This is a genomic window from Alsobacter sp. (genome assembly GCF_059501845.1).
Genome location: NZ_JCACDK010000018.1, coordinates 1136081 through 1158592, shown reverse-complemented (window position 1 = coordinate 1158592; position 22512 = coordinate 1136081). Strand labels below are relative to the sequence as shown.

Annotated in this window: 22 protein-coding genes and 1 tRNA gene; 9 read left to right on the top strand and 14 right to left on the bottom strand. The window is 68.4% G+C overall.

What is annotated here, in order from left to right; translation table 11 throughout:
- Nucleotides 1–118 precede the first annotated feature (118 nt).
- On the top strand, nt 119–1843 hold the full coding sequence (locus AC5JCN_RS20370; protein WP_495756915.1) for a metallophosphoesterase family protein: 1725 nt from the start codon (nt 119–121) through the stop codon (nt 1841–1843).
- A gap of 6 nt (nt 1844–1849) precedes the next feature.
- Here AC5JCN_RS20370 and AC5JCN_RS20365 read toward each other — a convergent pair whose 3' ends face one another.
- Entirely contained in the window at nt 1850–2500 is a 651-nt protein-coding gene (locus AC5JCN_RS20365) for a DsbA family protein (protein WP_495756914.1), read from the bottom strand.
- A gap of 178 nt (nt 2501–2678) precedes the next feature.
- On the opposite strand from AC5JCN_RS20365, the gene paoA reads away from it, so the two are divergent.
- From paoA to paoC, 3 genes are read left to right on the top strand one after another with little or no spacing between them, the layout of a single operon-like run.
- The gene (paoA, locus tag AC5JCN_RS20360; protein ID WP_495756913.1) at nt 2679–3335 is read left to right on the top strand and encodes an aldehyde dehydrogenase iron-sulfur subunit PaoA; all 657 of its coding nucleotides are present in this window, start codon (nt 2679–2681) and stop codon (nt 3333–3335) included.
- On the top strand, nt 3332–4282 hold the full coding sequence (locus AC5JCN_RS20355) for an FAD binding domain-containing protein (RefSeq protein ID WP_495756912.1): 951 nt from the start codon (nt 3332–3334) through the stop codon (nt 4280–4282). The genes paoA and AC5JCN_RS20355 overlap by 4 nt, the downstream gene beginning before the upstream one ends.
- 3 nt (nt 4283–4285) lie before the next feature.
- Nucleotides 4286–6532 carry an aldehyde oxidoreductase molybdenum-binding subunit PaoC gene (paoC, locus tag AC5JCN_RS20350; protein WP_495756911.1) on the top strand — a complete coding sequence of 749 codons (2247 nt, stop codon included), beginning with the start codon at nt 4286–4288 and terminating at the stop codon, nt 6530–6532.
- A 9-nt stretch (nt 6533–6541) separates the two neighbouring features.
- Here paoC and AC5JCN_RS20345 read toward each other — a convergent pair whose 3' ends face one another.
- Nucleotides 6542–7882 carry a PAS-domain containing protein gene (locus AC5JCN_RS20345; protein WP_495756910.1) on the bottom strand — a complete coding sequence of 447 codons (1341 nt, stop codon included), beginning with the start codon at nt 7880–7882 and terminating at the stop codon, nt 6542–6544.
- Nucleotides 7883–8192: 310 nt separating this feature from the next.
- Between AC5JCN_RS20345 and AC5JCN_RS20340 the strand changes: the two genes are divergently transcribed.
- Nucleotides 8193–8969 carry a hypothetical protein gene (locus tag AC5JCN_RS20340; protein ID WP_495756909.1) on the top strand — a complete coding sequence of 259 codons (777 nt, stop codon included), beginning with the start codon at nt 8193–8195 and terminating at the stop codon, nt 8967–8969.
- A 271-nt stretch (nt 8970–9240) separates the two neighbouring features.
- Here the strand turns inward: AC5JCN_RS20340 and AC5JCN_RS20335 are convergent, their stop codons facing one another.
- The 4 genes from AC5JCN_RS20335 to AC5JCN_RS20320 form a co-directional block, all read right to left on the bottom strand.
- On the bottom strand, nt 9241–9660 hold the full coding sequence (locus AC5JCN_RS20335; protein ID WP_495756908.1) for a hypothetical protein: 420 nt from the start codon (nt 9658–9660) through the stop codon (nt 9241–9243).
- A 2-nt stretch (nt 9661–9662) separates the two neighbouring features.
- A complete protein-coding gene (locus tag AC5JCN_RS20330) occupies nt 9663–10061 on the bottom strand; it encodes a hypothetical protein (protein WP_495756907.1) in 399 nt (132 codons plus the stop codon).
- A gap of 28 nt (nt 10062–10089) precedes the next feature.
- On the bottom strand, nt 10090–10320 hold the full coding sequence (locus AC5JCN_RS20325; protein WP_495756906.1) for a hypothetical protein: 231 nt from the start codon (nt 10318–10320) through the stop codon (nt 10090–10092).
- Between the two features lie 447 nt (nt 10321–10767).
- Nucleotides 10768–10844: transfer RNA gene (locus AC5JCN_RS20320), tRNA-Arg, on the bottom strand.
- 140 nt (nt 10845–10984) lie between these two features.
- On the opposite strand from AC5JCN_RS20320, the gene AC5JCN_RS20315 reads away from it, so the two are divergent.
- Complete coding sequence (locus AC5JCN_RS20315; RefSeq protein WP_495756905.1) at nt 10985–11635, top strand: DedA family protein; 651 nt, start codon at nt 10985–10987, stop codon at nt 11633–11635.
- A gap of 69 nt (nt 11636–11704) precedes the next feature.
- Here AC5JCN_RS20315 and AC5JCN_RS20310 read toward each other — a convergent pair whose 3' ends face one another.
- Complete coding sequence (locus tag AC5JCN_RS20310; RefSeq protein ID WP_495756904.1) at nt 11705–12907, bottom strand: acetyl-CoA C-acyltransferase; 1203 nt, start codon at nt 12905–12907, stop codon at nt 11705–11707.
- A 134-nt stretch (nt 12908–13041) separates the two neighbouring features.
- On the opposite strand from AC5JCN_RS20310, the gene AC5JCN_RS20305 reads away from it, so the two are divergent.
- Together AC5JCN_RS20305 and AC5JCN_RS20300 are read left to right on the top strand one after the other, a co-directional pair.
- Nucleotides 13042–13179 carry a hypothetical protein gene (locus tag AC5JCN_RS20305; protein ID WP_495756903.1) on the top strand — a complete coding sequence of 46 codons (138 nt, stop codon included), beginning with the start codon at nt 13042–13044 and terminating at the stop codon, nt 13177–13179.
- Between the two features lie 32 nt (nt 13180–13211).
- The gene (locus tag AC5JCN_RS20300) at nt 13212–13625 is read left to right on the top strand and encodes a DUF2177 family protein (protein WP_495756902.1); all 414 of its coding nucleotides are present in this window, start codon (nt 13212–13214) and stop codon (nt 13623–13625) included.
- Between the two features lie 3 nt (nt 13626–13628).
- Here AC5JCN_RS20300 and AC5JCN_RS20295 read toward each other — a convergent pair whose 3' ends face one another.
- The 4 genes from AC5JCN_RS20295 to AC5JCN_RS20280 all read right to left on the bottom strand — a co-directional run bounded on the left by AC5JCN_RS20295 (nt 13629) and on the right by AC5JCN_RS20280 (nt 18365).
- Nucleotides 13629–14588, bottom strand: a complete 960-nt coding sequence (locus AC5JCN_RS20295) for an ABC transporter permease (RefSeq protein WP_495756901.1) — start codon at nt 14586–14588, stop codon at nt 13629–13631.
- On the bottom strand, nt 14585–15625 hold the full coding sequence (locus AC5JCN_RS20290; RefSeq protein ID WP_495756900.1) for an ABC transporter permease: 1041 nt from the start codon (nt 15623–15625) through the stop codon (nt 14585–14587). The genes AC5JCN_RS20295 and AC5JCN_RS20290 overlap by 4 nt, the downstream gene beginning before the upstream one ends.
- 11 nt (nt 15626–15636) lie before the next feature.
- Complete coding sequence (locus AC5JCN_RS20285) at nt 15637–17175, bottom strand: sugar ABC transporter ATP-binding protein (RefSeq protein ID WP_495756899.1); 1539 nt, start codon at nt 17173–17175, stop codon at nt 15637–15639.
- A 62-nt stretch (nt 17176–17237) separates the two neighbouring features.
- A complete protein-coding gene (locus tag AC5JCN_RS20280; protein ID WP_495756898.1) occupies nt 17238–18365 on the bottom strand; it encodes a sugar ABC transporter substrate-binding protein in 1128 nt (375 codons plus the stop codon).
- Between the two features lie 342 nt (nt 18366–18707).
- On the opposite strand from AC5JCN_RS20280, the gene AC5JCN_RS20275 reads away from it, so the two are divergent.
- A complete protein-coding gene (locus AC5JCN_RS20275; RefSeq protein WP_495756897.1) occupies nt 18708–19874 on the top strand; it encodes an alpha-hydroxy acid oxidase in 1167 nt (388 codons plus the stop codon).
- Between the two features lie 5 nt (nt 19875–19879).
- Here the strand turns inward: AC5JCN_RS20275 and AC5JCN_RS20270 are convergent, their stop codons facing one another.
- The 3 genes from AC5JCN_RS20270 to AC5JCN_RS20260 are packed head-to-tail and all read right to left on the bottom strand — an operon-like array spanning nt 19880 to nt 22460.
- On the bottom strand, nt 19880–21553 hold the full coding sequence (locus AC5JCN_RS20270; protein WP_495756896.1) for a thiamine pyrophosphate-binding protein: 1674 nt from the start codon (nt 21551–21553) through the stop codon (nt 19880–19882).
- The gene (locus AC5JCN_RS20265; RefSeq protein WP_495756895.1) at nt 21550–22206 is read right to left on the bottom strand and encodes a hypothetical protein; all 657 of its coding nucleotides are present in this window, start codon (nt 22204–22206) and stop codon (nt 21550–21552) included. Before AC5JCN_RS20265 ends, AC5JCN_RS20270 begins: the two co-directional genes overlap by 4 nt.
- Nucleotides 22176–22460, bottom strand: coding sequence for a GIY-YIG nuclease family protein (locus AC5JCN_RS20260; RefSeq protein WP_495756894.1), 285 nt, complete (start codon nt 22458–22460; stop codon nt 22176–22178). The genes AC5JCN_RS20265 and AC5JCN_RS20260 overlap by 31 nt, the downstream gene beginning before the upstream one ends.
- Nucleotides 22461–22512: the final 52 nt, after the last annotated feature.

Genomic DNA, 22512 nt, shown 5'->3' with positions numbered 1-22512 from the left:
GCCGGACTAGCCAGACCTGCGCTGCGGGTGCAACCATGGCTTGAGTGCAGCGGGAGTTGATCGGGCCATGTCGACAGGCCGGCATGGGCCACGAGGAGCCGCCGAACCGCGACCGCCCTTGCTGGACCCCCGCGCGGGGGACGTGGAGGACGACGCGTCCAGCACCAAGTCACGGTCCCTGCTCGCCATCGCGGGCAGCCTTCTCACGGAAATCAGCCTGCCCAAGCTGATCGTCGCCTGGGCGCTGCTGATCCTGCTGCCTGCCCTGCTGCTCGGCGCTGCGCCCCTCATCGCGGGGGGCTGGATCTCCGGCCTTTCCGGGCGCATCGCCGACATCGCGGGAGCCTGGCCGATCATCGTGCTGATCCTGCTCGCTGGGGCCGCGGCTCTGGGTGGACGGCCGCTGTTCCGCGCGGCGGAGAGAAGCTTCTGGTCGCTGAACTCGCTCGCCGTCCAGCCCGGCTATGCACTCTGCCGGGAGGCGCTGCGCCATGCCGGCGAGCGGCTGCTGAGCCGCGGAGCCGGTGAGGACGCGCATGCCCGCATGCGGGCCTGGAGCGCGATCGGGGGCGGCGTGGTCGCCTGCGCCGCCGCGCTGGTCTTCGTGGCACTCGCCTGGCCGCATACACGCTGGCACGGGTCGATGGCGGACCTGACGGCGCCGCTGCGGCTCGTCGTACCGGTGCTGGCCAACGCCGTGGTGCTGCTCGCCGTCTATCTGGCGGGCGCTTCGCTAGTCTGGGGCCTCGCCGACGGCACGATGGAGCAGCCGCGTGACCTCGAGGCCTTCGACACGGTGCCGCCAGAAGCGCGCCGCTGGCGAATTGCACACCTCTCCGACATCCATGTCGTCGGCGAACGCTACGGCTTCCGGATCGAGAGCGGCCGCGCCGGGCCGCGCGGTAATGACAGGCTGGCCCAGGCCTTCTCCCGGCTGGAGGAGATCCACGCGGCCGATCCGCTGGACCTGGTCCTCGTCACGGGGGACATGACCGATGCCGGGCGTCCGAGCGAGTTTGCGGAGTTCCTCGATCTCCTCGCGACGCATCCCGCGCTGGCCGAGATCATGCTCGTCCTGCCGGGCAACCACGACCTCAACATCGTCGACCGCGCCAATCCGGCCCGGCTCGACCTGCCGACCAGCCCGAAGAAGCGCCTCCGGCAGCTGCGCACGCTCGCCGCGATGGAGGCCGTGCAGGGCACGCGCGTCCGCCTCCCCGGCACGGGCCCCGATGGGCTCGGCCCGACGCTCTCGGAAGCCGTCGCGCCGCATCGCGAGGCCATCGCACGGTTCGGCGACCGCGGCGGTCTCCTGCTCTCGCAGCGGCTGTCGCAGGTGTGGGACGGCAGCTTCCCGCAGATCCTGCCTCCGGACGGGCCGGACGGGCTGGGTGTTGTCGTGCTGAACTCGAACGCCGAGACACACTTCTCTTTCACCAACGCGCTGGGGCTCGTCCCGGCCGCCGATGCGCGGGCGCTCGCCGGGCTCTTTGCGGCACAGCCCCGGGCCCGGTGGATCATCGCGCTGCATCACCACATGGTGGAGTATCCGAAGCCGGCCAAGGCGTTCTCGGAGCGTATCGGCACGGCTCTCGTCAATGGCAGCTGGTTCGTGCGGTTGCTGCAGCCCCATGCGAAGCGGCTCGTCGCGATGCACGGGCACCGTCACATCGACTGGATCGGCACCTGCGCCGGGCTGCGCATCGTCTCGGCCCCCTCCCCGGTGATGGAGGCGACGAACCGGGACCCGACCTGCTTCTACGTCCATACCCTCGCCGCCGCGCCGGACGGCGGGCTCGCACTGCTCGTCCCGCAGCGTGTGGACCTGCCGGGCGAAGCCTGAGGCCACCTATCCGCGCTTGCCCCTGCCCGCGTCCCGCGCTGCCGCCACGGCCTTGGCGAGGTCGGCGGCGGAGAGGCTGCCGGGCACGAAATAGGGCCCGACGACGAGGGCCGGCGTTCCGGAGAGGCTGATCCGTTCCGCCAGCGCGACGCTGCGGGCCAGCACCGCGTCGATCTCCTTGGCATGCCGGGCGGCGTCCTGAGCGAGCCGAACGGGGTCGACCCCGGCGTCGGTCAGCGCAGTGTCGATCGCGGCCTGGTCGAGCCGTCCGCGCAGGGACATCAGCGCGTCGTGCGCGGCGGCGTGCCGCCCCTGGTAGCGAGCCGCCAGTGCCGCACGTGCCGCCACGACAGACGCAAGCGACAGGATCGGCCAATCGCGCAGCACCAGCCGCACGCGGCCGTCCTCCCGCAACAGCCGCATCAGGTCGGGATGCATGCTCCGGCAATAGGGGCACTGGTAGTCGAGGAACGCGACGATCGTGACGTCGCCCCTGGGGTTGCCCAGCACCGGCGCGCCGCCGCCATAGAGCGCCTGCTTGTCGACGACCGCGACAGCCTCCTGGGCAACCACCGGCATGGCTGCAGCGACAGCGGCCACGAATGCCACCGCTCCGGTGAGAAGCCCCCGTCGCCTCACCCATCGTCTGTCCGCCATGTCCCGTTCCCCTGGCTTCAGGCGACACCCTCGCCGGTCAAAGGTGGACGAACTGCTACAGGCTGTCACACCCGGAGCTGTGCAGCCTCTTGCGGAGGAACGCCACCGGCGCGCGGGCGTTGGGGCCCGAAATCAATCACCGACATCGCCGCGCGGCCGCCCCCGAAGGAGATCCCGCATGCATCCTCCGAGCTTTCCGGACATGAACAGGCGGGAGGTCCTCGTCGGCGCCGCTGCAGTCGCGGCCGCCACCAAGGTCGGCCCCGCACTGGCGCAGGGCGACGCCGCGCCGTCCGCGGCGCAGACTGCTCCGCGTCCTCCCGTCACCGCGCCGGTGAAGCTCACCGTCAACGGCAAGGAGCATGCGCTGTCGCTCGACACGCGCACGACGCTGCTCGACGCCCTGCGCGAGCATCTGCAGCTGACCGGAAGCAAGAAGGGCTGCGACCACGGCCAGTGCGGTGCCTGCACCGTCATCGTCGACGGACGCCGGATCAATTCCTGCCTGTCGCTCGCGGTCATGCACGAGGGTGACGAGGTCACCACGATCGAGGGCCTGGGCTCGCCAGACGACCTGCACCCGATGCAGGCGGCCTTCGTGAAGCATGACGGCTTCCAGTGCGGCTACTGCACGCCCGGGCAGATCTGCTCGTCCGTCGCCGTGCTGGACGAAGTCAAGGCCGGCATTCCGAGCCACGTCACCGCCGACCTCGTGGCTCGCCCGGAGCTCACCGAGATGGAGCTGCGCGAGCGCATGAGCGGCAACATCTGCCGCTGCGGCGCCTATTCCAACATCGCCGAGGCCGTCCTCGAAGTCGCAGGGAGGAAGGCATGAAGCCGTTCACCTATGAGCGCGCCGGATCCCCGGCCGAAGCCGCTGCCGCTGCGGTTCGCACGCCCGGCGCGAAGTTCATCGCCGGCGGCACGAACCTGCTGGACCTGATGAAGCTGCAGATCGAGACGCCGGCCCATCTCGTCGACGTCAACGGCCTGACGCTGGACCGCATCGAGCCAACGCCGGAAGGCGGGCTGCGCATCGGCGCGCTGGTGCGCAACACCGACCTCGCGGCCGACGAGCGGGTCCGGCGTGACTACGGCGTCCTCGCCCGCGCCCTGCTGGCAGGTGCTTCCGGCCAGCTGCGCAACAAGGCCACGACGGCCGGCAACCTGCTGCAGCGCACGCGCTGTCCCTACTTTTACGACACCGCCCAGCCCTGCAACAAAAGGGCACCGGGCAGCGGGTGCTCGGCCATCGGCGGCTTTAGCCGCCAGCACGCCATCCTGGGCGTCAGCGATGCCTGCATCGCCACGCACCCCAGCGACATGGCGGTGGCCATGCGCGCCCTCGACGCCGTGGTGGAGACGGTGAAGCCGGACGGCTCCACCCGCGCCATCCCCATCGCCGACTTCCACCGCCTGCCCGGCGACACGCCGCAGGTGGAGACGGTTCTGGAGCCGGGCGAACTGATCACGGCCGTCACCTTGCCGCCGCCGGTGGGCGGGATGCAGGTCTACCGCAAGGTGCGCGACAGGGCCTCCTACGCGTTCGCGCTGGTGTCGGTCGCCGCGGTCGTCCGCAAGGACGGCACGGGTAGCGTCGCGCTCGGCGGCGTGGCGCACAAGCCCTGGCGTGTCGAGGCGGCGGAGGCCGAAATGCCGAAGGGCGCCAAGACTGCAGCCGCGAGGCTCCTCGATGGTGCCCGCACCACGCATGACAATGCCTACAAGGTCCCGCTCGTCGAGCGCACGCTCGCGTCGGTGCTGGCCGAGGCGAGGGGGTGAGCCATGAAGTTCGAACAACCCGCAGGAACGAACCCCATCGACCAGCTGAAGGCGGTGGGCCAGCCGCTCGACCGCATCGACGGCAAGCTGAAGACCACCGGCCGCGCGCCCTACGCCTATGAGCGCCACGACGTCGCGCCCAACCAGGCCTATGGCTACGTGGTGGGCGCGACCATCGGCAAGGGACGCATCAGGTCCATGGACACCGAGCGCGCCAGGACCGCGCCGGGCGTGATCGCCGTGGTGACGGCCGACAATGCCGGCCCGCTCGACAAGGGCGACCTGAATACGGCCAAGCTGCTGGGTGGACCGGAGATCCAGCACTACCACCAGGCCATCGCCCTCGTGGTCGCCGAGACCTTCGAGCAGGCTCGCGACGCGGCCTCCCTGGTTCGGGTCGACTACGCGCCCGAAAACGGCGCCTTCGACCTCGCCGCTGAGCGTGAGCGCGCCAAGAAGCCGGAGAAGGTCACCGGCGGACCGCCGGACTCTACGGTCGGCGACTTCGAGAAGGCGTTCGCCCAGGCGGAGGTAAAGCTTGACGAGACCTACACCACGCCCGACGAGGCGCACGCGATGATGGAGCCGCACGCCTCCATCGCGGCATGGGACGGTAAAAACCTGACCGTGTGGACCTCCAACCAGATGATTGCGTGGGCCCACAAGGATATCGCCAAGACGCTCAAGGTGCCGCCCGAGACCGTGCGAGTGGATTCGCCCTTCGTCGGCGGCGGCTTTGGCGGCAAGCTCTTCGTGCGCGCCGACGCCATCCTCGCGGCGCTCGGAGCCAAGGCGGCGGGCCGGCCGGTGAAGGTGACGCTTCAGCGGCCGTTGATCTTCAACAACACGACCCACCGGCCTGCCACGATCCAGCGCATCCGCATCGGCGCACGGAGCGACGGGACGATCACGGCCATCGCGCATGAGAGCTGGTCCGGAGACCTGCAGGGCGGCGAGCCCGACGGGGCGGTCAGCCAGACCCGGGCCCTCTACGCGGGCGAGCACCGGATGACGGCGACCCGTCTCGCCACCCTCGACCTTCCGGAAGGCAACGCCATGCGCGCGCCCGGCGAGGCGACGGGCATGATGGCGCTCGAGATCGCCATGGACGAGATGGCGGAGCGGCTGGGGCTAGACCCCGTCGCGTTCCGCATCGCCAACGACACGCAGATCGTGCCGGATGATCCCGGCAAGGCTGCCGGGGAGGGCCAGAAACCGGAGAACCAGCGGCGGCCATTCTCGCAGCGGCAGCTGGTGCGCTGCCTGGAGATCGGCGCCGAGCGCTTCGGCTGGGACGCCCGCAACCGTCGGCCCGGCGCGACCCGTGACGGCAACTGGCTCATCGGGCACGGCATGGCGGCAGCCTTCCGCAACAACCTCTCGCAGAAGTCGGCCGCCCGTGTCCGCCTGGATCCGCAGGGCCTGGTGACAGTCGAGACCGACATGACCGACATCGGCACCGGCAGCTACACCATCATCGCGCAGACGGCAGCGGAGATGATGGGCGTGCCGATGGAGCGGGTCGTGGTGAAGCTGGGCGATTCCAGCTTCCCCGTCTCGGCAGGGTCGGGCGGCCAGTTCGGCGGCAACTGCTCTACGTCGGGCGTCTACGCCGCCTGCGTGAAGCTGCGCGAGCAGGTGGCTCAGCGCCTCGGCTTCAACGAGGCCGACCTCGTCTTCGCCGACGGGGAGGTGCGCTCCGGCGGGCGCGCCGTGCCGCTGCAAGATGCAGCGCGCGAGGGTGAGCTCTCGGCCGAGGACATGATCGAGTTCGGCGACCTCGCCAAGAAGTTCCAGCAGTCCACCTTCGGCGCGCACTTCGTCGAGGTCGGGGTCGATGCGGCGACGGCTGAAATCCGCGTGCGCCGCATGCTCGCGGTCTGTGCCTCGGGCCGCATCCTCAACCCCAAGACGGCGCGCAGCCAGGTGATCGGCGCCATGACGATGGGCGTCGGCGCTGCGCTGATGGAGGAGCTCGTCGTCGACACGCGCGCCGGCTTCTTCGTCAACCATGACCTCGCGGGCTACGAGGTGCCCGTGCATGCCGACATCCCGCACCAGGAGGTGATTTTCCTGGACGAGACCGACCCGGTATCTTCGCCGATGAAGGCCAAGGGCGTCGCGGAACTCGGTATCTGCGGCGTGGCGGCGGCTTTGGCGAACGCGGTCTACAACGCCACCGGCGTCCGGGTGCGCGACTATCCCGTGACGCTGGACAAGGTGATCAGGGGACTTCCCGACGCGGCGTGAACGCAGCCTTCATGCACCGCCGGCGACCCGCCCCAGGAAGGAGCGGGTCGTGCCGCGCAGGACGTCGGCGGCCGTGGTGAGGCTGCGGGCGGCCTTGTGCACGTCTCCGGCTGACTGCCGGACGTTCTCGATCTGCGCTTCGACCTCTCCCAGCACGGCGCGGATCTGCTGCGTGCCCTCCATCACCGTGTTGACGGTGGCGCTGATGGTGGCGGCCGCGCGGGTCTGCTCGGCCATCGACTGCCTCACGGTGTCGGTCTCGTCGTTGACGCTGCGCATGCGCTCGACATTGGCGTGGATGGCGTCCACGCCCTTTTGAGCGAACTGGCGCACCAGCAGCACCTGCGTGCCGATCTGGGTCGCGGCCCGCTCCACCTGCTCGGCCAGTTCCTTCACCTGCGTCGCCACGACGCTGAAGCCACGCCCGGCCTCGCCGGCCCGCGCCGCCTCGATGGTCGCGTTCAGGGCGAGGAGGTTGGTCTTGCGGGCCACGTCGCGGATGGTGTCCGTGATCTGGCTGATCGTCCCCGCGGCGGAGGCGAGCCCGCCTATTTCCGTGTCGGCCTGCTCGGCCTCGCGCATGGCGCCCGACATCACCTCCGCGGAATGCGTCAGGCGAAGTTCCAGCGAAGACATCGCACGCGCGATCGAATGAGCCGCGCCGGCTGCGCCATCGACGCTCAGATGCGCCTCCTCGATGGTGCGGACTGCGACCTGTGTCTGGCGCGAGGTAATTTCAGCCGCCTGGAGCAGGTTTGCCGCAGTGGTGTCCATGCCGTGGGCGCGCTCGCCGAGATCGCCCAGCACCGGGTCCGCATCGGCCTGGAATGCGCCGATGGCCGCTTCCGTCAGCTCCCTGTGCCGCTCGCGCTCGGCGAAGACGGCGCGCTCGTCGTCGGCGCGCTGCTTCTCGGTGATGTCCTCATGCAGCGCGACCCAGCCCTTGTCGGGCATGGGATTGTGGCAGATGCGGATGATGCGGCCGTTCTTCAGCGGCACCGACGACTCCGAATAGGACCCTTCGCCGACCACGCGCACGCGGGCGTCGAAAAAGGCTTCACGGTCGACCGCCGGCGCATTGCCGAGGCTGAAGCGCAGCTCGATCAGGTCGCGGAATGGCATGCCTTCGTAGAGACGGTCGGACGGCACGTTGTAGATCTCGCAATAGCTGCGGTTCCACACGATCAGCCGGCCTTCGTGGTCGAAGCGGCAGAGGCCCTGCGGAATGCTGTCGACGGCGGAGGTCAGTTGCGCGAGGCGGCGGCGCGAAACCCGCAACTGAACGAACGCCACCGTCGCCAGGCCCAGGCCGGCGGCGAGACATCCGGACGCGATGATCAGCCAGTCCATTCCGCATCTCCCGAGGGGGGAAGACATGCCTGAAGGTCGAACCATGCGCCGGCCGCGCGGCGACACCGCACGGACCGGAGAAATCAACTTAATTCAATGGACGTTTACGCCGAGTTCCCGAGCCAAAGGGTCTGGAAGCTTCCCGCCCCGAGGAGATGCAACGTCGGAAGCGGCAAATGAAATACCCTTGTCACTCAATCTGCCTCACCGTGGTCCAACTTCGCACGGTTGATGTCTCAGGTGCGGAACCCGATGCGTGATTCTGCTTTCCATGGAAGGCTGACGGCGGGGTGCGTTGCGAGAGGGCCAAATGGCAGCGAGAAAATTTCTAGTCGCGTCGGGGATTGCTCGCCTGGTCCGGCGCCAGATTCCCACCACCTGGGTAGTGGAGGGATACCTGAACGGCGGCGAGGGCCGCAGCACCCATGTGCAGCTGCAGGGCGACAAGGCCGTGCTCGTGCTGGCGGAGGAGAGCGACGGCCAGATCGCGCTGGAGGAGACGACGGTGCCGCGCCGGCACGCCGAGGCGCTGCTCGACGTCTCCATCGGCCGCATCGACATCGACCGTGCCATTCTTCCGGTGGACGGGCAGGAGATCCTGCTGGACCGCATCTCGACCGGGGGTCGCATGCTCGACGTCGCCACGGTGATCACGGATAGCGGGCCCGCCTCGCGCGCCTTCCGCCCGCCGGCATGGCTGGGGCCCGAGGTCACAGGGGAGGAATATGCCAACAGGTCGCTCGCTCTGGCGGGCGTGCCGGGCAGCGGCGAGCTGTCGGTGAGCAATTCCGGCCTCGAAGACCTGCTGGACCTGCTGGACGCGACCGTGGGGCGTCGCCCCCGCATGCCGGAGCGCACTCCGGAACCGCGCGCCGAGCCTGCCCCTCCACCCCCGCCCGAGCAGCCCGTCGTTGCCGAACCCCCGCAGGCCCAGCCAGCGGCGTCCGCCCAGTCTTCGTCCGAGAACGCCAAGGAGCTCGCCCGGCAGGGCCTGTCCCGCGTCCTGGGAATCGTGCCGCCGCTACCGGCCGAGTCCCTGGCAGGCACCACCAGCCAGGCGCCATGGGAAGGCCGCAAACGGAAGTAGGCTCCGGCGCGAGACCGGCACGAACGCAGGCACCCGGCGCTGGTGGCACGCGCAATGCGCGTCAGGCCCAGCGCTGGCCACGCGGGCGTGTGAACGCGGCCGCTCACCGCGTTCGGCGAGTCCCGATAAGCCTGGGAAATTTGGCGCGCCTCGATCAGCCCTATGTCGATCCAGGTGCCAATTTGAGGAGATAGGTTGCGCCTGTTCGGGCTGGCGCATGGCCCTTTGTTGCTGCCCTCAAAGGAGAGACAACTGCTTCGCGCGGGGACGCTCAATAGCTGTAGGCAATGGGGCGGCTTATCCAAAGGCCGATCCACTCATCTGCTCCAGCTAAACGAGCATCCATGAGGGCCTGCATGCGCAATCGGCTCGGCGGATAGCGGCGAGCAATCGAGGCCATGCGTTCGAGAGAGTCCGCCCGGTGCCAGATGAGGGCCATACGCTTGCGGGCGATCACCATCTTGTAGGCATCCGCGTCGCGGTCGTCCGAAGCCTCGGGCCTGTTGCGCAAGGCGGAATCCATCTCAAGGATTGTGAGAATTATCCGCGCACGCATTTGGTCGGTGAGAGGCGAAGGCAAAGCAGGGACAAGCGGATAGGTCGCTGCCGCTGCTGGTTGGGCGGGGCCGAAAGGCACAGTTGCCGCTGCGCTAAGGCCAGCCAGAAAGGCGCGGCGGTCGATCCCCTGCATGTCTACGGCCTCCCTGTCAGCTCGTTATTGATACGGATGACCCAAAGGGCGAGTGCATAACCACTGGCATAAGCTTGGCCGTGGCAGATCAGTCGTTCGTGTTCGGAGGCAGCGTCGCTGTCCACCCAAGCGTTGGCCCCAATGACGTTCGCGCAAAGCTGTCTCATCGGCCGCAAAGCGTCGGCCAGCTCGATGAACTGCCTTCCTTCGTCGAGACGTTGGGACAGGCTGAACACCCGCCGCGCCAGCACGTGGCCGCAAGCGTAGACATAGGCGTCCGCCTTGAGCTGATCCACGCTGTCGTTTTTGTAGAATTCGTGGGCAAGGTCGTAGAAGCCGACCACGTTCGTACAGAGCGAGCGTAGCTCCTCAATCGCCGTGGAAACCTCGTCCTCGGTCATGATAGCCGCGCCGCGCGGTCAATCGTGGTCATGGGTCTGGATCCACGCCGTAGCGTGCCCTCAACGTGATTTGGTGGGTCAGATCGCAATGCAGGACTTCGCCCTCATCGGCGAGCAAGCCCGCCGATCCGAGCGCAAAACAGGCGGCTTGTGCGGCGAGCCTATCCCGCGTGTAGCGGTTTAAAGTCGTATCGGGTGGAATCTCGGCTCGTTTTGCTAAAGCCCCCGCTGCAAGCTGCGCCAGAAACTCCGCGTCCATCGGCCCGCCCTCCGTGAAGGCACGATTCTGCCCGTCTCGGACTCGCCTGTGAATCCCAAAGGGCAAAAAAACACGACATGCGAGGAATGGCGCATGTCCTGTTTGACAAGATCTTGGCAGACACTTGGTCTTTGCGAATCCCATATTTCAGGTTGGCTCCTTCTCGACATCCGGCCCGCTGTAGGGAGCTCACCGGGTCAGTCGCCGCCGGTCTCGTGCTCGTCTCGTGCCGCAAGAATCTCAATGAGTATTTCCTGCTGGAACGGCGCTCGAATTCGTCGGACACCCTTGAATCTCTGGGCTTCGGTAAGCTGGAAGACCGCCGCACGGTGTTGAAACTCGTGCTTTCGGACCGTCTGCGCTACACGCGCAAAAGCGGACTTAGAACGGCAGCTTTATCCCTGCCGTTCAAGCTGTTAGGCAACATCTCAGGTCAAAAAAGTGGAATGGCGCGCCCGGAACGATTCGAACGTCCGACCCTCAGATTCGTAGTCTGATGCTCTATCCAGCTGAGCTACGGGCGCACTGGCCGGGAAGCCGCTGAGCGGCGCCGGCGGGGTGTCATTAGCCTCTCTCCGGCGCCATTGCAACCCCTGTCGGGCGGCTTGCCGGGGCGGCTGTGGGGCGGCATGGTCGGGTCTGCGCCAGCCGAGTTGTCCCGCCCGTGACCTTCTTTTCCGAAGCCGAACTGATCCATCTCGTCGAGGCGTGGGGCGCGTGGTTCATCTTCGCGCTGATCACGCTGGAGAGCCTCGGCCTGCCGCTGCCGGCCGAGAGCGCGCTCCTTGCCACGTCCATCTATGCCGGCACGGGCGGCAAGGTAGATATCACGGCTGTCATCGTCGCGGCCATGGCCGGAGCCATTCTCGGCGACAATATCGGCTACCTCATCGGGCGGACGCTGGGGCAGGCCGCCCTTCTGCGCTTCGGCCACGCCGTCGGGCTCACCGACGAGCGGCAGGCCCTGGCGCGCTACCTGTTCCGCCACCATGGCGGCAAGGTGGTGCTGTTTGGCCGCTTCGTCGCCTTCCTCAGGGTGTTCGCGGCGGTGCTGGCGGGCGCCAATCGCATGCCGTGGGACCGCTTCGTCCTCGCCAATGCCGCAGGGGGCATTCTCTGGGCCGGTTTCTACGGCCTGGCCGGCTACATGCTCGGCGCCGACGCCAGGAGGCTCGCCGGTGCCGCGGCCGTCATCGGGTTCGTCGTGGTGGTCGTGGCGCTGGTGGCGGGCTGGTCGGCGCTGCGCCGCGGGGAGAAGGTTCTCGTCGAGAGGGCGCTGGCCGAGGAGGCCAGCATGAACGGCGGGACGAAATAGTCCCCGTGGGGCTGGGTTGCTTCGCTGCGCCCGCGTGACGGGAGTGGCTCGCCCGGGCGTTCCCGGCGGCTACTCGAACCGCTCCACCGCGACTGCGGTGGCTTCGCCTCCGCCGATGCACACGGTTGCGACGCCGCGCGGGCGGCCATGCCGCCGCATGGCGTTGAGCAGGGTGACGAGGATGCGCGCGCCGGACGCGCCGATCGGGTGGCCGAGGGCGCAGGCGCCGCCGTGCACGTTGACGCGGTCGTGCGGCAGGCCGAGTTCGCGCATGGCGGCCATGGGCACGACGGCGAACGCCTCGTTGATCTCGTAGAGCGTGTCGTCCGAATCGCGCCAGCCTGTCTTGTCCCAGAGCCGCTCCAGCGCGCCTACGGGGGCGGTCGGGAAGTCCTTCGGCGCGCGGGCGTGGCGGGCGACGCCCGCGATGCGGGCAATTGGCTGCAGGCCCCTCCGCGCCGCCGTCGAGGCACGCATCAGGACCAGCGCCGCGGCGCCGTCGGAGATGGAGGAGGAATTGGCAGCGGTCACCGTGCCACCCTCGCGAAAGGCGGGCTTCAGCGTCGGGATCTTCGCCGGGTCGGCCTTGCCCGGCTGCTCGTCCGTGGTCACGCTGCGTGCGCCGGAGCGGGCCGGGACGTCGACAGTCGCGATCTCGTCGCCGAACGCGCCCGAGGCCTGGGCCGCAAGCGCACGCTCGAGCGACGACAGCGCGTAGCCATCCTGCTCCTTGCGCGAGAACTGGAAGAACGACGCGCAGTCCTCCGCGAAGGTGCCCATCAGGCGGCCCTTGTCGTAGGCGTCCTCGAGGCCGTCGAGGAACATGTGGTCGAGCAGGACGCCATGGCCCAGCCGCATGCCGGCGCGGGCCTTGGGCGCGAGGTAGGGCGCGTTGCTCATCGATTCCATGCCGCCGGCCACGATCGTGTCGCCGGGGCGCGCGTGCAGCGCCTCCCAGGCGCCGATCACGGCAATCATGCCGGAGCCGCACATCTTGTTGACGGTCGAGGCCGGCACGGCATCCGGCAGGCCCGCGCCACGCCCTGCCTGGCGGGCGGGCGCCTGCCCCTGGCCCGCCGTGAGGACGCAGCCCATGACAACCTCGTCCACGTCCTCGCCGGGCACGCCGGCGCGGTCCAGGGCTGCGGCGATCGCCGCGGCTCCCAGGGCCGGGGCGGCCAGCGGTGACAGGTCGCCGAGCATGCCGCCCATCGGCGTCCGCGCCGCACCCACGATGACGATGGGGTCGCTGTCGAGATGGTCAGTGGCCATGGCTCTTCCTCCGAGGCCCGCCCTTGCCGCTGCGGGCGCAGTCCCGTCCGGGCCGGCGAGCGGTTGACGCCGCGCCGCATCCGGCCCAAGTCTACGCCCGGGCGCCACCGCGCCGCCACCGTTCCGAGGCTTCCTTGACCGTCATCCGCATCGCGCTCTGCCTGGGGATCTGCCTTGTCGCCGCCGGCTGTGACCGCTGCGGCAACATCAATCTCAACCCGCTGCAGCAGACCGACACGCCGAAGACCTGCCACAACACGCCCGCAGGCTGATCCGTGGCCGCGCGCCGCGCGTAAGCGCCTGCATGACCCGCACACTTCTGCTCTACGCCGGCACTGCCGTGACCATGGTCGCCCTCGACCTCGTCTGGCTCGGTGTCGTGGCCCGCAGCTTCTACGTGGAGCGGCTCGGCGATCTGCTCTCGCCGCGCCCGGACGTGCCGGTCGCGGTGGCTTTCTACCTGCTCTACGCCGTGGGACTGGTGATCTTCGCGGGCTACGGCGCCGACAAGGGCGGCGGCTGGACTTCGGCGCTGCTGTGGGGCGGGCTCTTCGGCCTGTTCGCCTATGCCACCTACGACCTCACCAACCTCGCCACGATGAAGGGCTTCCCGGCCAGCGTCGCAGCCATCGACATGGCATGGGGCACAGTGGTGTCGGCCGTTTCGGCGGCGGCAGGCGTTCTGATCACGCGGGCGGTTCTGGGACCGCCCGCCTGACGCTCAGCTCGCCGTCATCCGGCTGCGGCCATAGGCGAGCAGCATGACGATAATGACGAGGCCGTAGATGATCTGCCGGCCCGCCTCGGGCATCTGCATGATCGAGAGCACGCTGTTCAGCAGCACGATCAGCACGACGCCGACCACCGTGCCGAGATAGCGCCCGCTGCCACCCAGGATGTTGGTTCCGCCGATGACGACTGCCGCGATGGAGGGCAGCACATAGGCGACGCCCATCCCCTGGTAGGCCTTGGTGGAGTAGCCGGCCAGCATCACGCCGGCGAGGCCGGCGCAAGCGCCCGACAGCATGAACCCCACGAGGATCACGCCGCGCGTGCGCACGCCGGAGAGGTAGGCTGCCTGCTCCCGGTTGCCGATGGCGTAGACATAGCGGCCGAAGGGCGTCCGGCTCAGAAGCACGACGACGATCAGCGAAACGACGGCCCAGACGAAAAGCGCGTTGGGGATACCCAGGGTGCGCTCGGCGCCGAGGGAGCGCATCAGGTCGGTTGCCGCCGTCTGCGGCGCGAAGCCGCCGGTGTGCGCGACCATCAGGCCGCGCAGCACGGCGTCCATGCCGAGGGTGAAGATCATCGAGGGCACGCGGAGATAGCCGACGCCGATGCCGTTGACGAAGCCGGCGGCGAGCCCGATGCCGATGCCGATCGGGATGGCCGCGGGGCCACCAACCGCCGTCGCCATCATCGCGGCCGCGGCGAGGGTCCAGGACACCGACAGGTCGATGTGCCCCATCAGGATGACGACCATCATTCCCGCCGCGACGATGCCGAGGAACGAGCCAACCTGCAACTGCTGGAGGAGATAGTTGGGCGAGAGCAGTGTCGCCGTGCCCTGCGTCACCAGCGTGTAGATGGTGCCGACGATCAGGATGAGGACGATGAACAGCCCCGCAATGACGATCGGCCTGTCGTCGGCGCCGAGGGTGAGCCGTGTAGCGGTCATCGGAACAACTCGAGCGTGTTGCGCACCCGCAGGGCGCGGGCGGCGCCGAGGCTGACGGCGGCGAGGAGGACGATGCCCTCGAAGAGGGGCTGCATCAGCGGCGGGATGTCGAAGACGCGGAAGCCGAAGGAGATCACGCGCAGGATCAGCGATCCGAACACCGAACCCACCGCGCCACCGACGCCGCCGAGGAGCGATGTGCCGCCGATGACGACGGAGGCGATCGAGTTGAGCGTGTAGGAACCGGCCTGCGGAATGTCTGCATTGCCGGACGAGGTCTGGATCGCGAGGAACAACCCGCCAATCCCCGCGAACAATCCGGCGAGCGTGAATGCGGCCAGCTTGGCCTGGTTGAGCGGGAGCCCTGACATGTAGGCCGCGCTTTCCGAGGAGCCGATGGCGTAGACCGTACGGCCCGTCAGCGAGCGGCGGAAGGGCACCCAGATGACGAGGATGACGAGCAGCAGCAGCACCACCGGGACCGGGATCCAGGCCAGCGGCGCGAACCACGCGGCCTTCCCCTCGTCGAAGATCCCGTAGGTCTCGGCGAAGTCAGCCAGCGAGTTGGTGAAGGCCCAGTTCAGGTCCTCGTCAAGCTTGCCGCCCGGCGTCGGTCTCAGCAGCAGCGCGATGCCGATATAGACGGCGCCCGTGGCCAGCGTGGCGATGATTGGCGGGATCCGGCCATAGACCACGATCATGCCGTTGACGAGGCCGGCGGCGGCGCCCGACAGCAGGCAGATCAGGATGCCGAGCCACATCTCGGCGGCCGAGCCCGTGACGACATGGCTGGCGATGCAGTTCACCATCGTCATGACGGAGCCGACGGAAAGGTCGAGGCCGCCGAGCAGCACCGGCACGGTCTGCGCCATGGCGATCATGGCGAGGGTGAAGACCTCGTTGGAATTCTGCACCAGCACCTGGGTCGAGAAGCCCTTGGGATGCACCATGTGGTAGAGAAAATAGACGACGCAGAAGAGCAGGACGGCGAAGGCCAGCGCCGAGTTCTGCCGCAGCCTCAGGGCGATGTCAGACATGCTCCCCCGCCTCACGCATGGATCTTCACCGTCTCGCCCGGGGCGATGTTGAGGGAGCCTGCCACGATGTTGGTCTCGGTGATGTCGTCACCCTCCAGCTCGCGCACGACCTGGCCGTCGTAGAGGATCGCCACGCGGTCGCAGCAGCCGATCAGCTCGTCATAGTCTGTGGAGTAGAACAGGATCGCGGCGCCGGAATCGGCGAGCTCGCGCAGGAGCCTGTAGATCTCCTGCTTCGTGCCCACGTCGATGCCGCGGGTCGGGTCGCTGAGCAGGATGATGCGCGGCTTCGTCATCAGCCACTTGGCGATGACGACCTTCTGCTGGTTGCCGCCAGACAGGGTGGACACGGCATCCTCGGTCCGCCCGACCTTGATCTGCAGCGCCTTGACGGCGTCTTTGACTGCCGCCTTCTCGCGCTCGCCGTCGATGAAGAGGCCGGTCGACAGCGTGTTCAGCGAGGCGCCCACGAGATTGTCGGCGACGGACATCGGCAGCATCAGGCCTTCGGTCTTGCGGTCTTCCGGCACCAGCGCGATGCCGATGGACGGGTCCTTGGCCTGGGCCGGGGACGAGGGACGCACAGGCTTGCCGTCGATGCGGATGTCTCCGCTCACGCCGCGGAGGACGCCGAAGAGAGCGAGGAGAACCTCCTTCTGGCCCTGGCCGTCGAGACCGCCGAGCCCGAGGATCTCGCCCGGTCCAAGGGTGAAGGAGATGTCGCGCAGCCGGCCTTCCCAGCCCAGCTTGTTCACCTCGAGCACCGGCTTTGGCCGCGCCCGGACCGGCTTGGGCGGGTATTGCGAGGAGATTTCGCGGCCGATCATCAGCTGCACGATCTCGTCGCTCGACCGTGCGCCCTTGTCGAAGGTCTCGATGTGGCGGCCGTTGCGGAACACCGAGGCGACGTCGGCCAGCGCCTCGATCTCGTGCATGCGGTGCGAGATGTAGAGAATCGCCACGCCTTCCCTCCGGAGGCGGGCAAGCATCGAATAGACCTTCTCGACGTCCGCCGCCGTCAGGGCGGAGGTCGCCTCGTCGAGAATGAGCAGGCGCGGCTTCTTGCCGAGCGCCTTGGCGATCTCGACCATCTGCCGGCGCGACAGTGGCAGGTCGCGCACGCGGGCCAGGGGGTTCACGTCCTCGCAGCCGATGGATGCGAGGAGTTCCTCGGCGCGGCGGCGCTGGGCGCGGCCGTCGATAAGGCCGAGGCGACGCGGTGGGTCGGCGGCCGAGATGTTGTCGGACACCGACAGGTCCGGCATCAACGACAATTCCTGGAAGATGCAGACGATGCCCGCCGCATTGGCCGCAGCTGGGTTGACGAAGCGCACGTCGCGCCCGTCCAGCTTCATGCTGCCCTCGTCGGGCTGCACGACTCCGGCGATGATCTTGATGAGCGTGGACTTGCCCGCGCCGTTCTCACCGAGGACGGCATGGATCTTCCCGCTCGCGCACGCGAAGTCCACCCCCTCAAGGGCCCTGACGCCGCCGTAACGCTTGGAGATCGAAGAGAGGACGAGGATGGGATCAGCCGGACCAGCGGCCATCGCGACGGTCTCCGCCATGCCGAGAATGGAGCGGCCCCGGGGAGGGGCCGCTCCAAGGCGGGTTACTGCGAGTTCTTCTCGTCCTTGGCCATGATCTCGGTGGCCGAAATGTTCACGCCGCAGGGCGGGAATTCATTGGGAGCGAAGAAGTTGTCGGTGAGGTTCGACCAGAAGTTCACGCCGTCCTTGAGCGTGGTGTAGTCGGCCACCGGGATCGGGATCGAGATCAGCTGCGGCATCGGGTTGCCCTGGAGCGCAGAGATCGCGGCCTTGATCGAGATCGCCGCGAGAGCGGGCGACTGGCCGTAGGAGAGGCCCTTGAGACCCTGGTCGTGATACTGGGAAATCTGCTTGCGGAAGCCGTTCTCACCCTCGCCGGCCATCGGCACGAAGGGGTGCTTGGCGTCCATCATGGCGCGGACCGAGCCGGTCGAGCCACCCTGCGTGAACACGCCGTCGAACTTGCCGTGGACGGCAATCGCGTCGGCGGTCGCCTTCTGGGCCGTACCGTCGTCCCAGTTGCCCACCACCTCGACGATGTTGAACTTGTTGCCGGAGGCTTCCATCACCTCGCGGAAGCCGACATGGCGGTCGCGGTCCACCGAGTTGCCGGGCAGGCCGCGCACCTCGAGGATCTTGCCTTCCTTCTTCCCCATCTCCTTGATGAGGAAGTCGGCGGACATCTTGCCCATCGCCTTCTGGTCCTCGTTCACCATCATCACTTTGTCGGTGTCGAGGATGTTGTCGAAGGGAACGACGACGACGTTGTTCTTGTCGGCGAGACGGATGACGCGGTCGAAGCCTTCCGGCGACACGGCGATCGTGACGATCGCGTCGAAGCCCTGGTTGATGAAGTCCTCGATGGCGCCGAGCTGGGCGGCGACGTCGGTTCCGGTCGAGACGACCTTGAACTCCTTGATGTTCTCCTTGATGCCCGGCTGCTCGGCGAAGGCCTTCGCCGTCTTGATCATCTGGATTCGCCAGGTATTGCCGACGAAGCCGTTGACCACCGCGATGCGGTACGGGCCGGGCTTCTTGTCCCACTGCATATACTTGGTCTTTTCGCTCCAGGGCTTGAAGCAGGCCGGATCGGCGCCAGGGCCGTTCACGATCTTCGGCCCGGCCAGGACGGCGGCCGAGGAGAGCAGCAGACCGGCGAGCGCAATACCCGCCATGCGGAACGTCTTCATGTGGTTTCCTCCCCCGAGGATTCCTGCCTGTTTTTCGGCAGATGGAGCCGGCTGCAGCGAACCGGCGCTACACCTAAGCATCAAAAGCATGACACTCCCACACCGGACGCGCAAGCCACGTTTACGCCCAAAGTCTCACCGTTAAGCCGAATATGTGGGCTTTCGCCGTGATTCCTGATGGATTTTGATGTGCCGGCCGACAATCTCACCACTTTTATGTCGTTCCGGCGCCTTCTCGGGCCAGACAGGTGTCGTCATCCGCCACGTCGATTGAGCGGCCCCGCGGCGCGTGCTTCACTCCGGCGCGACGCGGCCCGGCAGAGGCGGCGCGGGGAGGACTGAATGGTGGTCGAGCGCTTGAAGCGAGAGGGCTATAGCGTCGCTGCGATGCGCGAGCTGGCCCGGCGCGCCCTGCCCCACCCCATCTTCGACTTCGCCGATGGCGGCGCGGAAGACGAGCGCACCCTGCGCCGCAATGAGAGCGCATTCGACCGATGGGACCTTCTGCCACGCCCGCTGGAAGGGGCGGCCGAGCGCGACCTCTCGGTCGATCTCTTCGGAAAGCGGCTCTCCCTGCCGGTGATGGTCGCCCCGACGGGGCTCGCCGGGCTTTTCTGGCCGGGCGGAGAACTCGCGTCGGCGCGCGCCGCCGTGGCGGCGGGCACGGCCTTTTGCCTGAGCCACGGCTCCGTCTGCACGCTGGAGGATCTTGCCGCCCAGGGCAGCGCCCCGCGATGGATGCAGGTCTTCGTCTATCGAGACCGGGGCTTCACAGAGGAGCTGACGCGTCGGGCGCAGGCGGCCGGCTACGACGCGCTGGTGCTCACCATCGACAACCAGCTCCTGGGCAACCGCGAACGCGACATCCGCAACGGCTTTGCCATCCCGCCCCGCTTCGCACCGAAGGACGTGGTGCGCATGGCCACCAAGGTCGGCTGGCTCCGGCGCATGCGCCCGGAAATCCCGCGCATCACGTTCGGCAACTACGTCCGGCCCGGCCAGGCCTCCGACATGGCTTCACTCGCGGGACAGATGGCCAACCTTCTCGACCCCGGCCTGAACTGGCGCGATCTCGAATGGATCCGGGGCGTGTGGAAGGGGCCCCTCGTGGTCAAGGGCGTCCTTCACCCGCAGGAGGCGGCACAGGCCGCGGCGATGGGTGTGGACGGGATCATCGTGTCGAACCATGGCGGGCGTCAGCTCGACGGCGCCATCTCTTCCCTCGACGCGCTTCCGGCCGTCGTCGAGGCCGTCGGTGACCGGGCCATCGTAATGGTGGACGGCGGGCTTCGAAGGGGCGCCGACGTGGTGAAGGCGCTGGCCCTCGGTGCCCGCTGCACCCTGGTCGGACGCCCGCAACTCTGGGGCCTCGCCGTCGCAGGCGAGGCCGGGGTGTCGCACGTGCTCGAGATTTTTCGCCGCGAGATCGACCGCGCCATGGGCCTGTGCGGTGTCAGGAGCGTGGCGGATATTCGCAAGGCCGGCATCATCGCCCGAAGGCCAGGCTGAAGCCCTCAGCCCTTCGCCTCCAGCGCCTTCTGGCGGATGCCGGCGAGCGTCGCGGCGGGCGTGATCGCCTCCGGGTCGACCTTGACGTGCAGGATCGCGGGCTTGCCCGAAGCGACCGCGCGCTCGAAGGCGGGCGCGAACTCCTCGGTCGTGGTCACCAGCTCTCCGTGGCCGCCGAACGCGACCGCATAGGCGGCGAAGTCCGGGTTGCGGAGTGCCGTGGCCGAGACGCGGCCGGGGTATTCGCGCTCCTGGTGCATGCGGATGGTGCCGTACATGCCGTTGTCGCTCACGACGACGACGATCGGCAGGTCGTACTGGACGGCGGTGGCGAACTCCTGCCCGTTCATGAGGAAGCAGCCATCGCCAGCGAAGCAGACGACGGTGCGCTCCGGGAACTGGCGCTTGGCACCCACCGCCGCCGGAAGCCCGTATCCCATCGAGCCCGAGGTGGGCGCAAGCTGCGTGCCAAAGCGGCGAAAGCGCATGAAGCGGCCAACCCAGATGGCGTAGTTGCCGGCGCCGTTGGTGACGATGGCGTCTGCCGGAAGCCTGTTGCGCAGCCAGGCGACGGCCTCGCCGGTCTGGAACGCGCCGGGGATGCGGGCGGGCTGCTCGGTCCAGGCCAGATACTCCTCGCGCGCCGCCGCAGCGCTTCCAGCCCAGGGAATGGCGTTGGGCGGCTGCACAGTCTCCAGCGCCGCCGCGAAGGCGTTCGGGGTGGCGTTGATGCCGAGCCGCGGATGGTAGACCCGGCCGATCTCCTGCGGGTCGGCGTGGACGTGGACGAGCGCCTGCCGGGGCACCGGAATGTCGAACAGCGTGTAGGCCTGGCTCGGCATCTCCGCCATCCGTCCACCCGCCAGGATCACGAGGTCCGCTCCCTCGATGCGCGCCTTGAGCTTCGGGTTGGGGCCGATTCCGATCTCGCCCGCGTAGTTGGGGTGGTCGGCCGGAAACAGCATGGCGCGGCGGAAGGAGGTCGCGACCGGGATATCGAAGCGCTCCGCGAAGCGCCGGACGCGCCCGCATGCCTGCTCGCTCCACCCCCCGCCGCCGAGGATGAGCACCGGCGACTTCGCCGCCCAGAGCAGCTTCTGCAGTTCCGCCATCTGCGTGAGGCCGGGCCAGGTCTCCACCGCCTCGACGCGCGGGCCGGCGGCGACAGCTGCGGTCTCCACCAGCATGTCCTCCGGCAGCGAGATCACCACCGGTCCCGGCCGTCCCTGCATGGCCACGTGGAAGGCGCGGGAGACGATCTCCGGGATGCGGCTTGCCTCCTCGATCTCGACAACCCACTTGGCGAAGGACCCGAAGACGGCGCGGAAATCCATCTCCTGGAAGGCTCCGCGCCCGCGCATGTCGCGCTCGACCTGGCCGACGAAGAGGATCAGCGGCACGGAATCATGCTCGGCGATGTGGATGCCCGGCGAGGCGTTGGTCGCCCCCGGCCCGCGCGTCACCATGGCCACGCCCGGCCGGTTGGTGAGCCGCGCAGTGGCGTCCGCCATCATCACCGCCCCGCCCTCCTGCCGGCACACGGTCACGCCGATGGACGCGTCGTGCAGCGCGTCGAGCACCGCGAGGTAGCTCTCGCCGGGCACGCAGAACACGTGCTCCGTTCCCTGCGCGGCAAGACAGTCGACGATCAGCTGCCCGCCCGTGCGTGGCTCGGTCATGGGGAACATCCCTTCATCGAAATTGCGCCGTCATCCCGGCCGGAGCGCAGCGGAGAGCCGGGACCCAGGACCGCCGTCCGGGCAGCGTCGGGTTCGTGGATCCCGGGTCTGCGCCGCACCGCATCGCGCTGCAGCGCGCCCGGGATGACTTCGCTTCCGTCGGAAACGGTCAGCCAGTTTCCGCCGTCATCCCGGCCGGAGCGCAGCGGAGAGCCGGGACCCAGGACCACCATCCGGGCGGCGTCGTGTTCCTGCATCCCGGGTCTGCGCCGCACCGCTTCGCGCTGCAGCGCGCCCGGGATGACTTCGCTTCCGTCGGAAACGGTCAGCCAGTTTTCGCCGTCATCCCGGCCGGAGCGCAGCGGAGAGCCGGGACACAGGACCACCGTCCGGGCAGCGTCGTGTTCCTGGATCCCAGGTTTGCGCCGCACCGCTTCGCGCTGCAGCGCGCCCGGGAGGACTTCGCTTCCGTCGGAAACGGTCAGCCAGTTTTCGCCGTCATCCCGGCCGGAGCGCAGCGGAGAGCCGGGACACAGGACCACCGTCCGGGCAGCGTCGTGTTCGTGGATCCCGGGTCTGGGCCGCTCCGCTTCGCGCTGCAGCGCGCCCGGGATGACTCCGACTAGTGAACCTGGCCGGAAATGTCGGCCCAATCCGGGTTCGCCTTCTCGATGAGCGCGATCTTCCACGCGCGCCGCCAACGCTTGAGGCGCTTCTCGAAGGCGATGGCAACGAGTGGCTCGTCGAACGCCTCTGCGTAAACGAGGCGCATGACTCCGTAGCGCGTCACGAACTTGGAGCCCTGTCCCGTCCAGTGTTCCCAGACACGCCGGCCCGGTTCTCGCGTCACGCCGACATACAGCGTGCCGCGCGGTCCCGACGCCATCACGTACACCCAGTATGGCATGCCGAACCGCCGTGCCGAATGCAGCAGCGTATGAGATCTTGAGGCAATGACG

Bases quoted from the DNA above. Each gene is read 5' to 3' on its own strand.
- AC5JCN_RS20365 (WP_495756914.1), bottom strand. From the start codon at position 2,500: ATGGCGGACAGACGATGGGTGAGGCGACGGGGGCTTCTCACCGGAGCG.
- paoA (WP_495756913.1), top strand. From the start codon at position 2,679: ATGCATCCTCCGAGCTTTCCGGACATGAACAGGCGGGAGGTCCTCGTC.
- AC5JCN_RS20355 (WP_495756912.1), top strand. From the start codon at position 3,332: ATGAAGCCGTTCACCTATGAGCGCGCCGGATCCCCGGCCGAAGCCGCT.
- paoC (WP_495756911.1), top strand. From the start codon at position 4,286: ATGAAGTTCGAACAACCCGCAGGAACGAACCCCATCGACCAGCTGAAG.
- AC5JCN_RS20345 (WP_495756910.1), bottom strand. From the start codon at position 7,882: ATGGACTGGCTGATCATCGCGTCCGGATGTCTCGCCGCCGGCCTGGGC.
- AC5JCN_RS20340 (WP_495756909.1), top strand. From the start codon at position 8,193: ATGGCAGCGAGAAAATTTCTAGTCGCGTCGGGGATTGCTCGCCTGGTC.
- AC5JCN_RS20335 (WP_495756908.1), bottom strand. From the start codon at position 9,660: ATGCAGGGGATCGACCGCCGCGCCTTTCTGGCTGGCCTTAGCGCAGCG.
- AC5JCN_RS20330 (WP_495756907.1), bottom strand. From the start codon at position 10,061: ATGACCGAGGACGAGGTTTCCACGGCGATTGAGGAGCTACGCTCGCTC.
- AC5JCN_RS20325 (WP_495756906.1), bottom strand. From the start codon at position 10,320: ATGGACGCGGAGTTTCTGGCGCAGCTTGCAGCGGGGGCTTTAGCAAAA.
- AC5JCN_RS20310 (WP_495756904.1), bottom strand. From the start codon at position 12,907: ATGGCCACTGACCATCTCGACAGCGACCCCATCGTCATCGTGGGTGCG.
- AC5JCN_RS20300 (WP_495756902.1), top strand. From the start codon at position 13,212: ATGACCCGCACACTTCTGCTCTACGCCGGCACTGCCGTGACCATGGTC.
- AC5JCN_RS20295 (WP_495756901.1), bottom strand. From the start codon at position 14,588: ATGACCGCTACACGGCTCACCCTCGGCGCCGACGACAGGCCGATCGTC.
- AC5JCN_RS20290 (WP_495756900.1), bottom strand. From the start codon at position 15,625: ATGTCTGACATCGCCCTGAGGCTGCGGCAGAACTCGGCGCTGGCCTTC.
- AC5JCN_RS20285 (WP_495756899.1), bottom strand. From the start codon at position 17,175: ATGGCCGCTGGTCCGGCTGATCCCATCCTCGTCCTCTCTTCGATCTCC.
- AC5JCN_RS20280 (WP_495756898.1), bottom strand. From the start codon at position 18,365: ATGAAGACGTTCCGCATGGCGGGTATTGCGCTCGCCGGTCTGCTGCTC.
- AC5JCN_RS20275 (WP_495756897.1), top strand. From the start codon at position 18,708: ATGGTGGTCGAGCGCTTGAAGCGAGAGGGCTATAGCGTCGCTGCGATG.
- AC5JCN_RS20270 (WP_495756896.1), bottom strand. From the start codon at position 21,553: ATGACCGAGCCACGCACGGGCGGGCAGCTGATCGTCGACTGTCTTGCC.
- AC5JCN_RS20260 (WP_495756894.1), bottom strand. From the start codon at position 22,460: ATGCCATACTGGGTGTACGTGATGGCGTCGGGACCGCGCGGCACGCTG.